We start from the raw sequence: 13,311 nt of genomic DNA, 5'->3' as shown, positions 1-13,311 counted from the left end.
GTCGAAATCGCTCCAGTCGGGTTTTCCTTCGGCGTCGGCGTGATCGCTCCAGCGGCCGTAGACGTCGTGGTTGCGCCACCAGTGGATTCCGGCATGGTTCACGAATGCGTCGGCGTAGTTGTGGTAGTGGGCGCCGAAGGGGGAACTGCTCTGCCAGGTCGCGGCGGCGGCGGGCAGATACATCACCGGCACCGGATTCTGAAGGAGGCTGATCTCGTAGAGGTACGGGCCGTACTCATCCGGGAGCGGCAGCGGGACCGTGGCCGTCTCCTTGAAGGAATACTCCCCGGAAAGCTGCTTCAGCTCCTTTTTCCCGTCGCCGGAGAGCAACCGGATGTGGACCGGGAGCTTTGCGGTCTGCCCCGGATCGCAGTTGCGGAGCACGAGCGCGGGCTTCCGTTCCGCGATGAGCAGTCCGCCGTCGAGCGCGTCGGAGAAGGCCGCCTCCACCGGATGCGGCTGCCGGAATGCGCCGAGTTCATAGAGCCGCACCATGTTGTCCGGCAGCTGTTTGAGAAAGACCACCCGGACGGCCTCTGTCTTCTCCGTGGGGAAGGCGCTGCTGCTCTGCACGGCGCGATTGTTCCGCACTTTCCGGACGGTCTTCCAGGAGTCGCCGGATTTCGTCTGAATGTCGTAGTCGACGGAGAGATGGGTGGGATTCCAGAACTGCAGTGAAACCTGATTGACCTCCCGCGGCTGATCGAATTCGACGGCGAGCCAGTGTTTCTCCGGCGTATCGCGGCTGACCCAGCGGCTCGCTTTGGAGGTGAAGTCGCCGTCGCCGGCCTTGTCCGGCGTATAAGCCGCGAAGTGGCAGTCCGCTGTGAAGCGGGAGCCCGGGGTGCGGGCGAGATTTTCCGGGTGGGCGGCGCCGGTTACCGCCAGCGCCGCGCCGAGCAGCGGGAGGAGCAGGGAGTGGATCTGTTTCATAAAAACCTCGTTGTCTGATGGTGGATGTCCAATGCGGGGCGGGGACTGGGGCCCTATCTCGCTTCCTGCGGTTTCCAGAAATAGATGTAGGCGTCCTGACAGTTGCGTGTCGCCGCGTGACCGTCGTAGAAGAGGATGTTCATCGTGCTGCCGCCGTGCCGGAAGGGATCGCCCCGGCGGTAGGTGGTCGTCGATGTGGTTTCAAAGCTGAAGCCGAAGTTGGTGTTGTTCGGGTCGGCTGTTTTGTCGATGGTGAGGTAGGTGTCGTCGGAGTCGCCCGCGTTGCCGCGCTTGGAGGGATAGGTGATCTCGTTCACCTTTACTTCGCGGAAGGTTGACGAGCCGAATGCCTGCCGGGTGCAGATTCCCTGTTCGCTCCCGCCGTCATGGAAGGGCCAGATGTAGGTGCCGGTTCCCGGCTTGTTGTCTTTTCCTTCGCCCGGGTTGAGCGCGGGGCAGTGGAACGGCCCTTTGCGGGCGAAGATCTCGTCGTTGCTGGGCAGCAGATTCTTCCAGCCTTTGGTGTTGTAGCCGCAGTAGGGGCCGATGAGATTGTTCCAGGCGTAGTTGTTTCCGCCGTCCGCAAGGTCGACGTAGGCGTTGACCGGGAGGTAGTCGTTGTAATCGCTCGTGTACCGGGCAAACCCCAGGCCGATCGTCTTCATGTTGGAGGTGCACGAGATCGTCTTCGCCCGATCCCGCGCCTTATTCAACGCCGGGAGCAACATGCTTGCGAGAATGGCGATGATCGCGATCACAACGAGGAGTTCGATAAGGGTAAACAACTTTCTCTGCATCATCCTGACTGCCTCCTTTGTATTTGAGTTCTGCAATGCGTTTACAATCCGGATTCCCTACTGCCGGCCGTGGAGACAGCCGCCGATTTCCCGCAGCGCCGCCTGCAAGGCGGCGATGTCGACGGAGCGGACATCCCCCTCCTGCGCCATCCCGGCCGCGATTCCGGCCGCCTGGCCGGTGACGAAGCAGGGGGGCATCACCCGGATCGACGACTGGATCTCGCGGTCCGACGAGATGGCCCGCCCCGGTACCAGCAGATTGCGGAGCCCGACCGGAATCATCGCCCGGTAGGGAATTCCGTAACTTTCGCCATGTTTGAACCGGGTGGCGGCCAGCACCTGTTCCACCCGCTTCTGCTCTTCGCTGTCGAGACTGCTGGAGTGGATGTCGACCGGGTAGCAGCAGCGGCCGATTTCATCGGCGAAATCCGCCCGGTTCCGGTAGTCGTCGAAGGTCATCCGGTACTCGCCGCGAATCCGCCGGGTCTCGCGCACGCCGAGCAGTGACGCGGTCGAAACCAGCACGGCGTTTTCGAAGCCCGGTACCTGTTCGCGGTAGAAGGTTTCAAAGGTCCGCACCACCCGGCGCCCTTCCATATAACCCCGGGTGAGGTCGTCGGGATCGAGCACGTTGCAGCCGTAGATGTGGCCGAGATTGCTGGTGGCGGTGGCGAGGCTCATCCGCGTCATGCAGACGAAGTGGTGCTCGACCAGCGGAGCGGTTCCCGCCTGGAGCATCCGGAGCCAGATGGCGCGGTCGGAGTTGCCGTTCCGGCACGCTTCCTCATACTTTTTATAATCGATGTTGGCGAACTGGGCGCAGAGGGTGGGGCTCATCGTGTTGCCGGCTTCGTCGCCGTATTCGAACTCCACGCCGGCGAGCATCGCCAGCATGCCGTCTCCGGTCGCGTCGATGAACTGTCTGCCGGTGATCCGGCGGATTCCCTGCGCGGTGGCGGCCCAGATGGCGCGGATGCGCCCGTCTTCCACCTCCGCTTCGCACACCTTGACGCCGAACAGCACCCGCACACCGGCGGCTTCGACCAGGTCGTCGAGCAGCCGCTTCATGATTTCGGCGTCGATCGCCTGCCAGGAGGCGGGTTTGCATTCCACCCCCATCCGGCGGCAGAGTTCGCGGTCGATCTCCTCGTAGATGCCGCCGTAGAGGAACCGTTCGCCGTCGGAGGACGGGGCGAAGCTCGGCACCAGTCCGGAGGTGGCCAGTCCGCCGAGCGTGCCGGTCTGCTCCAGCAGCAGAACCCGGTATCCCCGGCGCGCCGCGGCCAGCGCGGCGGCCACGCCGGCGGGGCCGCCGCCGGAAATGACAATATCACTCTCTGCAAGCAGAGGAAAATTCCCTTTTGTCGCTATCATCGTTTCGGTCTCCCGGTTGTTTCTCTCTGCTAATAAGTATACTGAAAATCTGAGGAAATGCAACTCGTTTCGGGATTTTGTTATGTAACAAAATGTACCAAAAGGACGGCGCCGGCGGCAGAAACGAAAAAAGCCGGGGGAGGAGACAGGGCTCCTCTCCCGGCGGGAAGCGTGAATGTCACGCCCGCAGGAAGCTCTCCGAAACCTGGAGCAGTTTCGCTTCCGCGAGGGCGGGGGCGAAGAACTGGATTCCGACCGGCATGCCGGTGGCGTCGTCGTTCCCGGCGGGAACGCTGATTCCGCAGTTGCCGGAGAGGTTCAACGCGATGGTGAAGATGTCCGAGAGGTACATCTGAAGCGGGTCGGACTTTTCGCCGAACTTGAACGCAACGGTCGGCGTGGTCGGCGCGAGCATCACGTCGCACTGCCGGTAGGCCTCTTCAAAGTCGCGCCGGATCAGCGTGCGCACCTTCTGGGCGCGGAGGTAGTAGGCGTCGTAGTAACCGCTGGAGAGCACGTAGGTGCCCAGCAGAATGCGCCGTTTGACCTCGTTCCCGAACCCTTCGCCGCGGGTCTTGAAGTAGGTGTCGACCAGGTCGCGCCCCTCCTTGCGGTCCCCGTAGCGGATGCCGTCGAACCGGGCGAGGTTGGCGCTCGCTTCGGCGGTGGCGATGATGTAGTAGACCGCGACCGCATACTTCGTATGGGGCAGGCTCACTTCGACCGGTTCGGCGCCGAGCGCCTTGATCCGGGCGATCGCCTGCTGCATGACCGCTTCGACGCCGGCGGAGAGGCCGGAGCCGGAGAAGTACTCCTTCGGCAGGCCGACCCGGAGCCCCTTGAGCGCGTTGCCCGCGTTGCGGACCGCATCGGCAAAACCGCCCGCCGGATCCGGCAGCGAGGTGGAGTCCATCGGGTCGTGCCCGGCGATGGTGTCGAGCAGAATCGCCGCATCGAGCACGTCATGGGTCATCGGCCCGATCTGATCGAGGCTGGAGGCGAAGGCGACCAGTCCGTTGCGGGAGACCCGCCCGTAGGTCGGCTTGAGCCCGACGATGCCGCAGAAGGCGGCGGGCTGGCGGATCGAACCGCCGGTGTCGGAGCCGAGCGCGGCCGGGGCGAATCCCGCCGCGACGCAGGCGGCGGAGCCGCCGGAGGAGCCGCCGGGAACCCGGCTGGTATCGCGCGGATTGGCGGTCTTCTGGAACGCGCTGTTTTCACAGCTCGACCCCATGGCGAACTCATCCATGTTGAGCCGCCCGAAGGGGAGGAAGCCGCGGGCGCGAAGCCGGGCGACGGCGGTCGAGTCGTACGGGGACTTGACCGGGGCCAGGATCTTCGAGGCGCAGGAGCAGGTCTCACCTTCGGCGACGATGCAGTCCTTGATGCCGACGGGGATGCCGTCGAATTCACTCTTCGCCTTGCCTTCGCGGCGGCGGCGGTCGGCGGCTTCGGCCTCCGCCAGCACCCGTTCGGAGTCGATGTGGAGGAACGCCTTGATCTCGCCGTCCTTCTGACGGATGCGGTCGAGGCAGCCGTTGACCAGTTCGACGGCGGAGAACTCCCCGGCGGCCAGCGAGGCGGCCAGCGCGTGGATCGGCTTGTCGCAGAAATCGGTTTCCGGCATTTCAGTTCATCCCTTCTCCCGGCAGCACCTGCGGGACCCGGATCAGGTCGCCGTTCATCAGGGCCGGGGCGTTGGCGAGCATGCGTTCGCGGCCGAACGGTTCGCCCGCGACATCCTCGCGCCATACGTTGGAGAGCGGGGCGGCATGGGCGGTCGGTTCGACGCCGGTGAGGTCGAGTTCGCCGAGTTCCGCGATGTACGCCACGATGTTCTCCAGATCCTTCTGAAGCGCGGCGGCCTGCCCGTCCGGAATTTCCAGCCGGGCGAGCTCCGCCACGTAGCGAATGTCGATATCGCTCTTTTCCATTGTAACCTTACTTGTCGCCGCGTTCGAGCATCAGCGTCTTGGTCACGAGGTCGCACACCTCCGACGGTCCGAAGTACTGGATCGGGCCGGGATAGACGTAGGCGGTCTCCGTCGCCCACTCGGCGCGGTGCGCGGCGAAGTACTCGAAGGGCGCTCCGTCGAGCTTGACCAGCGCCTTCTGAATGACCGGCTTGTCGTGGCCGTGGCGGCGCTCGATGTTCATCATCATGGTGATCGGAATGCCTCCGGCGATCCACTCCGAAGCCGGCTTCGTGGTGTTGCGGACGCTGGACATGTAACCGGTCCGGCCGGCGGCGATCAGCGCGGAAGCGTTGTAGCCGAGGCTGTAGCAGTAGTCGGCGTCGAAGTTCGACGGCGCCGCGCAGCGCCCTTCGTACCCGAAGAAGTGGACCTGGGTGCTGAACTTGCCGTTGTAGCTGCCTTCGGCCTTCATCGCCTTGAGGCGGGTGCCGACCATTTCGGCGAGCATCTTCTCGGTCTCAATGAGCGAGACCTGGACGTTGCCGTGCGGGTCGCGGTCGTTGCAGAGCTGCATCTGGATCCCGGCCGGCAGCGAGCGGAAGACCGCGGCGGAGTCGGCGGAGAGGTTCTCGGCGGCGAAGGCGACCTTGTCGCTCTTCTCCATCGCGTCGACCTTGGCGGCGTTGGCGGCGAGCAGGTCGTTGAGTTCGGCGATCAGCACCTTGATCTCCGGGACGAACTCGATGAGGCCTTCCGGAATCAGCGCGACGCCGAAGTTCATTCCGGCGGCGGCCCGGGCGGCGACCACCACGGCGATCTCCTCGACGATCTTGGCGAGGGTCATCTTCTTCGCCGCGACCTCTTCGGAGATGATCGCGATGTTCGGCTGGGTCTGGAGCGCGCACTCCAGCGCGATGTGGGAGGCGGAGCGGCCCATCAGTTTGATGAAGTGCCAGTACTTCTTGGCGGAGTTGGCGTCGCGGCCGATGTTGCCGATGAGTTCGCTGTAGACGCGGCAGGCGGTGTCGAAGCCGAAGCTCGCTTCGATCCACTCGTTCTTGAGGTCGCCGTCGATGGTCTTCGGGCAGCCGATCACCTGGATCGGAATGTTGTTGCTCTTGAAGTATTCCGCGAGCATGCAGGCGTTGGTGTTGGAGTCGTCGCCGCCGATGATGACCAGCGCGCTGATGCCGAGCACTTCGCAGTTGCGGCGGGCCGCTTCGAACTGCTCATCGGTTTCGAGCTTGGTCCGGCCGGAACCGATCATGTCGAAGCCGCCGGTGTTGCGGTAGGCGTCGATCACGTCAGAGGTGAGCTCCATGTATTCGTCGCGGACCAGCCCGTCGGGCCCCTTGAGGAAGCCGTAGAGGCGGCAGTCCGGATGGATCGATTTCAGGCCGTCGAAGAGACCGGCGATGACGTTGTGGCCGCCGGGGGCCTGGCCGCCGGAGAGGATCACGCCGACGTTGATCGCCTTCCCGCCCTTCGCGCTGGGATCGGCTTCAAAGGTGAGCGCGGGGCTGCCGAAGGTGGTCTTGAAGATCTCGCGGATCTTCTCCACATCGGCGACGGCGGTGGTCGGGGCGCCTTCGATGACGCGGACCATGGCGCCGTGAGCCAGCGCGGGCGGGAGTTTCGGGGCATAGGCGGCACGCGCCTTCTGGAGGGGAGAGATCTGATTCATGGTGATTTCCTCGAATATTGAATTTGGTTTCACTCTACAGATACCTTGATATTTATAAAATAATCCCTCGCGCGGGATTTATCAAGCTGGAAATATCCGCTTTCGGCACTATATTCCAATACAGCAAGAGGAAAGGAGCCTGATGGGATGAAAGCGAGAACCCGATTGATTCTGGCGGCATTGCTGACCCTGCCTGCCGCCGCTCTCACCGGATGCCGGAGCACGGCGGAGACGGAGGCGGACGAAGAGCGCCCGCTGATCAGCGAAAAAGCCTACAGCGAGGCGTCGATTCTGGCGCAGACGATCGAATTTCTGCACGACAACTACGTGGAGTCCGACCAGGTCAGCTACGAGAAGCTGCTGACTTCGGCACTGCGGGGGATGGTGGCTGATCTCGATCCCTATTCCGGCTACGAGCCGCCGAAGGAGTTCTCCGCCAACGAGACGAGGCGGACCGGCGAACTGGTCGGCCTCGGCGTGGAGATCGTCAAACAGCCGAATGCGCCGCTGCTGGTGGTCAACGTCCTGCCCGGCTCTCCGGCGGCGGCCGCGGGGGTGCAGCCCGGGGACCGGCTGGTGGAGATCGACGGCAAGTTGACGCAGCGGCTCGATCTGGAGAGCTGTCTTGCACTCGCCCGGGGCGCGATCGGCAGCGTGGCCCATCTCAAGGTGGCCCGGGAGGGGGCGGAGGATCTGCTGAGTCTCGAGGTGAAGCGGGCGAAGGTGATCCGCCCCTCGGTGCCGCCGGATGCGGTGAAGAAGCTCGCCGGTTCGATCGGCTACATCCGCATTGAAAGTTTCAACGCCCATACCCCCGGGGAGTTCCGCACCGCGCTCGACCGGCTGAAGAAGGAGAAAATCCGCGCCCTCATCATCGATCTGCGCAACAATCCGGGCGGACTGGTCGGGGCGGCGGTGGAGCTTGCTTCGATCTTCCTTCCGGAGAAGAGCGTCATCATCCGCACCTCGCACCGGAAAGCGGCGCTGTCGCAGGAGATCCGGGCGAAGCGGGGGGAGGTGCAGGAGCTCGAACTGCCGGTGGTGATTCTGATCAACCCCTTCTCCGCCAGCAGTTCGGAGATCTTCGCCGGTTCCCTGCAGGACCATCGCCGCGCCCGGCTGGTCGGCATGAAGAGCTTCGGCAAGGGGACGCTGCTGCGGGTCATTCCGCTGCCGGACGGCGGGGCGCTCCGCTTCGCTTCCGGGCGCTACGTCACCCCCTCCGGACGGGTGATCGAGGGGCGCGGCCTCGAACCGGACCGGGTTTCAGCCCTGACGTTGAAACAGATCTTCACGCTCGCCGGACAGGCGCGAAAATATCCCGGCGTCATTGAGCCGAAACAGCCCGGCACCATTCGCGACACCCAGCTCGCCGATGCCGTCGCCCTGCTGACCGCCGATGCAGAGAAAAAAGCCGCGGAGGAGAAGAAGGCCGCGGAGGAGAAGAAAGCCGCGGAGGAGAAGAAGGCCGCCGAGGAGAAGAAAGCCGCGGAGGAGAAGAAAGCCGCCGAGGCGAAGAAAGCGGAACCCCCCGCTGTCTCCGCCCCCGTCGACCAGCCGGCCGGAGCGGCGAAGTAGGGTCACGGCTGTTCGAGGAGCGCTTCGAGTTCGCGGCGCTCTCCGGGCGAGTAGGCGCGGCGGTGGCGGTGCAGTTCCTCGCGAATCCGGGCACGGACCCTCTCTTCGGCCTCCGTGCCGGCGGCGGAGATGAACCAGCGGCGAAGCAGTTCCGCATATTCCGGGGCGGCGGAACGCCGGGGCGCGGCAAAACAGCGCTCCGCAACGGCGTCGGCCGCGCCGGGGTTGTCGCAGTTCTCCAGCTCCATCCGGAACCAGGCGAGCCAGGCGGCGGGCAGGTCGCAGTCGGGGCCGCTGAGCAGGCGCTGGAAGGCCTCGCGCGCTTCGTCAAACCGGTCCGCACCGATCAGCCCGAGGATGGGGGAGAGCAGCGGCGCGGGCTTTTTCAGCCGCCGGACCGGGTAGAAGACGGCGTCGGCGAACCGTTCGGTCACTCCGGGCAGAAACGCCCCGGTGAGAAAGAGCCCGCTGAAGGTCCCCCAGGCCATAAATTCCATCCCGGCGGCGATGACGCCGAATCCGTTGCTCTGCCGGGTCATGTCGGCGAGGGCGCACATCGCCATGACGGTGGTGAAAAGGCCGCAGGCGCCGTAGACAAACCGTAGCATCGGAGCTCCTTTTCCGCCGTGCGCGGCTGTTCGTTGAAAAATTCCGGGAGATATGGTAAATTGCCGAAATGGTGCTATATTTAATAAATTAGGATTATAATGCCGGTTTTTCAAATGCATTATCAAGGAAATATCATGAGCAAGTATCGTTCGAACACCTGCGGAGAACTCCGCAAGGCCGACGTGGGTCGGCAGGTCCGGCTTTCCGGATGGATTCACAGCGTCCGCGACCACGGCGGCGTCATCTTCATCGACCTGCGCGACCACTACGGGATCACGCAGATCGTGATCGACCCGGAGTGCGCTTTCTACCAGGCGCTGGAGCGCTGGCGGGTGGAGACGGTGGTCCGGTTCGACGGCGTCGTCGTCGCCCGCAGCGAGAGCACGATCAACCCGAAGCTGGCCACCGGGGAAATCGAGGTCAAGGCGACCGATATGGAGGTGCTCGGCGAGGCGGAGGTGATCCCGTTCCAGATCGCCAAGGATGACGGCGCACCGGAGGCGATGCGGCTCAAATACCGCTTCCTCGACCTCCGCCGCGAACAGCTGCACCGCAACATCATGCTGCGCAGCAAGGTGATCGCCGAAATGCGGCGTTACATGACCGCGCAGGGGTTCAACGAATTCCAGACGCCGATTCTGACCGCCAGCAGTCCGGAAGGCGCGCGCGACTATCTGGTGCCGTCGCGGCTGCATCCGGGCAAGTTCTACGCATTGCCGCAGGCGCCGCAGCAGTTCAAACAGCTGCTGATGGTGGCCGGTTTCGACCGCTACTTCCAGATTGCGCCCTGCTTCCGCGACGAGGATGCGCGCGCCGACCGCAGTCCCGGCGAATTCTATCAGATGGACGTCGAGATGAGCTTCGTCGAGCAGGATGAGATCTTCGAGGTGATCGAAGGGCTGATCGCCGACATCTTCGAAAAGTTCTCCGGGAAGGAGTTCTCTCGTCCGCCGTTCGTGCGGATTCCCTACCGCGAGGCGATGCGCCGCTTCGGTTCGGACAAGCCGGACCTGCGCAACCCGCTCGAAATGATCGACGTCACCGAACTCTTCCGCAACTGCGGCTTCAAGGCGTTCGCCGGTGCGGTCGCCGCGGGCGGCGTGGTGCGGGCGATCCGGGCGCCGAAGGTCGCGGGCAAGCCGCGCAAGTTCTTCGACGACATGATCCGCTTCGCGCAGGAGAATGGCGCGAAGGGGATGGCCTACATCATCTGGACCGGGGAAGAGGAGAAGAGTCCGATCGTCAAGTTCCTCGACCGGCAGATCCTCGACGGCCTCAAGGCGGCGGGCGGCGTCGAAGACGGCGATGCGCTCTTCTTCCTCGCCGACGAGGAGAAGGCGGTGCAGAAGATCGGCGGAGCAGTGATTCCGGAACTCGGCCGCCAGCTCGGTCTCATCGACCCGAACGTGTTCAAATTCTGCTGGATCGTCGACTTCCCGATGTTCGAACTCGACGAGGAGACCGGCGCGACGATCTTCTCCCACAACCCCTTCTCGATGCCGCAGGGCGGCATGAAGGCGCTGGAGGAGCAGAATCCGCTCGACATCCTCGCCTATCAGTACGACATCGTCTGCAACGGCATCGAACTCTCCTCGGGCGCCATCCGGAACCATCAGCCCGAAGTGATGTACAAGGCGTTCGAGATCGCCGGCTACGACCGGAGCGTCGTCGACGAGAAGTTCGGCGGCATGATCAACGCCTTCAAGCTCGGTGCGCCGCCGCACGGCGGCATCGCCCCCGGCGTCGACCGCATGGTGATGCTGCTGGCCGATGAGCCGAACATCCGCGAAGTGATCGCGTTCCCGTTCAACCAGCAGGCGCAGGATCTGATGATGAACGCGCCCGCCGAGGTGACGCTCAAGCAGTTGCGTGAACTGCACATCGAGATCAAACTGCCGAAGAAGCAGGAGAAGCCGCAGAGCGCGGAAGCGCCGTGGAACTGAGGTGACGATGGGAGCGCTTGCCGACCGGATGCGCCGGGCGTTCTGCCTGCTGATCTGCGTCGCCGCGACCGCGGTGGCGGCGGAGTCGCCGCTGCTCAACTTCGTTCCGGCGGGCGCGGACTGCCTGGTGTTCGCCGACCTCGATCAGCTGCGGAACCGGACCGGATTCGACCGGATGGTGGAATCCAGTCCCGCCATGCAGGAGCTGCTCGATGACTTCGAGGCGCGCTACCGCGTCCGGCTCGACCACTGCTCCGAACTGCTCTGGGCCGGAGACGGGAGGCGGCTGCGCGGACTGCTGATCCGGACCAATCTGCCGGAGGCGCGGTTCCGCCAGGGGCTGCGTGACGGGGGAACCCGTTTCTCTTTGAAAAAATATGGCATGCGGGAGGTCCTTCTGGTGGAGGCCGGCAGTGCCATTGCGAAGGAGCAGTTGCGGCTCGCGCTCTGCTATCTGGATCCTGCCTCGGTCCTCGCGGCCGAAGAGCGCGGTCTGGAGCTCTTTTTTGCCGCTCTCCGGCCGGTGGCGTCCAGCCGCCGCGCCGCCTTCCGGGTGCCGGATGGCGCCCCGCTGCTGTGGGGATTCTGCAATTTGCGGGCGATGCTGTCGCCGGCGGGCAGGAAGATGGACCCGGTGGCCGGAGCCTTTTTCCGCAGCATCCGCCAGCTGACGGCCGATGTGCAGCTCGCGTCCGGCGGCGGCTGGAGTCTCCGGATGAACGCCGCGTGCGATGACGCCAAATCGGCCTCGATGCTCGCCGCCGCTCTGCCCGGATATCTGGCGATGGGGGCGGGGCTCTTTTTCGCCGGGTATCCTCAGCTGGCCTCCGATGTGATCGCCGCGTTCCGGGCCCGGGCGCAGGGGAATTCCGTCGTGGCGGAGCTCCGGGTGGACGGTGCGTTGGCGGGTCGGCTCGGAGCGTTTCTGCGCAGTGAAGCCGCCCGGCGGATCATCCCGCCCGATCCGGTTCCTCCCGATCTTCAGCAGCGCCGGGCGAAGTGATGGCGGCCGCGAAGCGCAGCACAGACTGGTGGAAGAGAATTCCGGCCGGATACCCGGTGCGGTTTCTGGCGCTCATGATGCTCGCCGTCGTGGTGGTCGCCTACTGCCGGCAGGAGGATCTCCGCGACTGGATGGTGGACGATACACGGTTCGCCGCGGAAATCCGCGAAGCCGCGCAGAAACATGGCGTGGACTCCTCGCTGGTGCGAGCTGTGGTGTTCCAGGAGAGCCGGTTCGACCCCTTCGCCCGCGGGAGCAAGGGCGAGGTGGGGCTGATGCAGGTTCTGCCGCGGGGTGCGGTCGCCGACTGGGCGCGCATCAACCGCAGACCGGTTCCCGCCCGCTCCGCGCTGACCGATCCCCGGCTCAACCTTGAGATCGGCTGCTGGTATCTGGCCCGCGGCCTGCGCCGGTGGCGGAAATACACACACGGCGCCGAACTGGCCCTGGCCGGATACAACGCCGGCGAGAGCCGGGCGGACCGGTGGAAGCCTGAGGAGCTCGACGGGGAAGTGATTCCGCGAATTACCATTGCCAGCACCCGGCATTATGTGAGCCGGATTATGAAACGATATCGCAGTTATCAGGAGAAGAGACCGTGAGACGACAGATGTTCCGGTGGCTGTTGCCGGTGCTGCTGCTCTGCGGCGGTGTTTCCGGTACGCCGCTTTCACCGGAGGAGGGCGGCCCCTCGCCGGACGCCGTCTGGAGAAACGACTTCAGCGATCCGGAAAATCTCGGGAAGGAGTGGAAGTTCGACGGCTCGCGCTTCATGGTTCCCCGGACGAATTTCCGCATCGCCGAAGAGGCGAGCGCGGTCAACGGCCGGGTCATGGTGGTGGAGGCGAAGCGTTCCACCGGGGTGATGCTGGCGGCGCCGTCGCCGGTCGATCTGGAACGGTATCCGGTCATGCGCTGGCGGTGGCGGGTGATTCGCCCGGTGCGCCTTGCTCCGGAGGCGGAGGAGGTGGACGATCAGGCGGTGGTGCTCTACTTCGGCGACGGCACGTTGATCCGGCAGAAGAGCGTCGGCTACCGCTGGGAGTGCAATACGCCGATCGGCAGCTCCGCGCTGCTCAAGTATGCCGCGGGGATGATGACGGTGAAGGCGTTCTGCGTGCGGAACCGCACCTCTCCGGTGGGCGAATGGATCACGGAGGAGCGCGACGTGGTGGCCGACTTCCGGGCGGCGTACGGGCGGAATCCCAACCGCTACTTCATCATCAGCGTCGGAGCGAACAGCCAGTATTCCGATTCGGATACGCGAGCGGAAATTGATTTTATCGAATTTGTCCCCCGCCGGAAGCCGCCGGAGGGCGGCGACGGCGCGAAATAGGTTCGGCCGCGGCGCGTCGGGAAGGGCGGAGTGTGGCGCAAAACCGGCGTCCGGCGGCGGGAAAGGAGGCCCCGATGGCGAAAAAATGGAATAATTTGCGCTTTTTTAAGGATTTACACTTGCTAAATCGGAAAAATG

Annotated in this window: 12 protein-coding genes; 5 read left to right on the top strand and 7 right to left on the bottom strand. The window is 64.5% G+C overall.

What is annotated here, in order from left to right; translation table 11 throughout:
• The 6 genes from ACMLHG_RS04725 to ACMLHG_RS04700 all read right to left on the bottom strand — a co-directional run.
• The coding region (locus ACMLHG_RS04725; protein WP_417169723.1) for a discoidin domain-containing protein at positions 1-933 on the bottom strand (933 nt) is incomplete at its 3' end.
• Positions 934-986: 53 nt separating this feature from the next.
• On the bottom strand, positions 987-1,733 hold the full coding sequence (locus ACMLHG_RS04720) for a type II secretion system protein (protein ID WP_417169722.1): 747 nt from the start codon (positions 1,731-1,733) through the stop codon (positions 987-989).
• A 54-nt stretch (positions 1,734-1,787) separates the two neighbouring features.
• On the bottom strand, positions 1,788-3,104 hold the full coding sequence (locus tag ACMLHG_RS04715; protein WP_417169721.1) for an FAD-dependent oxidoreductase: 1,317 nt from the start codon (positions 3,102-3,104) through the stop codon (positions 1,788-1,790).
• A 178-nt stretch (positions 3,105-3,282) separates the two neighbouring features.
• Positions 3,283-4,731 carry an Asp-tRNA(Asn)/Glu-tRNA(Gln) amidotransferase subunit GatA gene (gene gatA, locus ACMLHG_RS04710; protein ID WP_294435882.1) on the bottom strand — a complete coding sequence of 483 codons (1,449 nt, stop codon included), beginning with the start codon at positions 4,729-4,731 and terminating at the stop codon, positions 3,283-3,285.
• A gap of 1 nt (position 4,732) precedes the next feature.
• Positions 4,733-5,038: an Asp-tRNA(Asn)/Glu-tRNA(Gln) amidotransferase subunit GatC gene (gene gatC / locus ACMLHG_RS04705; RefSeq protein ID WP_294435883.1), complete on the bottom strand. Its 306-nt coding sequence runs from the start codon at positions 5,036-5,038 to the stop codon at positions 4,733-4,735.
• 7 nt (positions 5,039-5,045) lie between these two features.
• The gene (locus ACMLHG_RS04700) at positions 5,046-6,704 is read right to left on the bottom strand and encodes a diphosphate--fructose-6-phosphate 1-phosphotransferase (protein ID WP_295808432.1); all 1,659 of its coding nucleotides are present in this window, start codon (positions 6,702-6,704) and stop codon (positions 5,046-5,048) included.
• Positions 6,705-6,851: 147 nt separating this feature from the next.
• On the opposite strand from ACMLHG_RS04700, the gene ACMLHG_RS04695 reads away from it, so the two are divergent.
• Positions 6,852-8,282, top strand: a complete 1,431-nt coding sequence (locus ACMLHG_RS04695) for a S41 family peptidase (protein ID WP_294437690.1) — start codon at positions 6,852-6,854, stop codon at positions 8,280-8,282.
• A 2-nt stretch (positions 8,283-8,284) separates the two neighbouring features.
• On the opposite strand, the gene ACMLHG_RS04690 is transcribed toward ACMLHG_RS04695, so the two are convergent.
• A complete protein-coding gene (locus ACMLHG_RS04690; RefSeq protein ID WP_417169720.1) occupies positions 8,285-8,890 on the bottom strand; it encodes a hypothetical protein in 606 nt (201 codons plus the stop codon).
• A gap of 135 nt (positions 8,891-9,025) precedes the next feature.
• Between ACMLHG_RS04690 and aspS the strand changes: the two genes are divergently transcribed.
• From aspS to ACMLHG_RS04670, 4 genes are read left to right on the top strand one after another with little or no spacing between them, the layout of a single operon-like run.
• A complete protein-coding gene (gene aspS, locus ACMLHG_RS04685; protein WP_417169719.1) occupies positions 9,026-10,834 on the top strand; it encodes an aspartate--tRNA ligase in 1,809 nt (602 codons plus the stop codon).
• Positions 10,835-10,841: 7 nt separating this feature from the next.
• Entirely contained in the window at positions 10,842-11,837 is a 996-nt protein-coding gene (locus ACMLHG_RS04680; protein WP_417169718.1) for a hypothetical protein, read from the top strand.
• Positions 11,837-12,439: a lytic transglycosylase domain-containing protein gene (locus tag ACMLHG_RS04675; protein ID WP_417169717.1), complete on the top strand. Its 603-nt coding sequence runs from the start codon at positions 11,837-11,839 to the stop codon at positions 12,437-12,439. The genes ACMLHG_RS04680 and ACMLHG_RS04675 overlap by 1 nt, the downstream gene beginning before the upstream one ends.
• On the top strand, positions 12,436-13,173 hold the full coding sequence (locus tag ACMLHG_RS04670; protein WP_417169716.1) for a DUF3047 domain-containing protein: 738 nt from the start codon (positions 12,436-12,438) through the stop codon (positions 13,171-13,173). The genes ACMLHG_RS04675 and ACMLHG_RS04670 overlap by 4 nt, the downstream gene beginning before the upstream one ends.
• Positions 13,174-13,311: the final 138 nt, after the last annotated feature.

It is taken from the genome of Victivallis sp., assembly GCF_048170485.1.
Lineage (GTDB): Bacteria > Verrucomicrobiota > Lentisphaeria > Victivallales > Victivallaceae > Victivallis.
Note: the sequence above shows the minus strand (reverse complement) of the source record. Positions and strands in the feature narration are given on the sequence as shown.

Bases quoted from the DNA above. Each gene is read 5' to 3' on its own strand.
- ACMLHG_RS04715 (WP_417169721.1), bottom strand. From the start codon at position 3,104: ATGATAGCGACAAAAGGGAATTTTCCTCTGCTTGCAGAGAGTGATATT.
- ACMLHG_RS04695 (WP_294437690.1), top strand. From the start codon at position 6,852: ATGAAAGCGAGAACCCGATTGATTCTGGCGGCATTGCTGACCCTGCCT.
- ACMLHG_RS04675 (WP_417169717.1), top strand. From the start codon at position 11,837: ATGGCGGCCGCGAAGCGCAGCACAGACTGGTGGAAGAGAATTCCGGCC.
- ACMLHG_RS04700 (WP_295808432.1), bottom strand. From the start codon at position 6,704: ATGAATCAGATCTCTCCCCTCCAGAAGGCGCGTGCCGCCTATGCCCCG.
- ACMLHG_RS04680 (WP_417169718.1), top strand. From the start codon at position 10,842: ATGGGAGCGCTTGCCGACCGGATGCGCCGGGCGTTCTGCCTGCTGATC.
- ACMLHG_RS04690 (WP_417169720.1), bottom strand. From the start codon at position 8,890: ATGCTACGGTTTGTCTACGGCGCCTGCGGCCTTTTCACCACCGTCATG.
- aspS (WP_417169719.1), top strand. From the start codon at position 9,026: ATGAGCAAGTATCGTTCGAACACCTGCGGAGAACTCCGCAAGGCCGAC.
- gatA (WP_294435882.1), bottom strand. From the start codon at position 4,731: ATGCCGGAAACCGATTTCTGCGACAAGCCGATCCACGCGCTGGCCGCC.
- gatC (WP_294435883.1), bottom strand. From the start codon at position 5,038: ATGGAAAAGAGCGATATCGACATTCGCTACGTGGCGGAGCTCGCCCGG.
- ACMLHG_RS04720 (WP_417169722.1), bottom strand. From the start codon at position 1,733: ATGATGCAGAGAAAGTTGTTTACCCTTATCGAACTCCTCGTTGTGATC.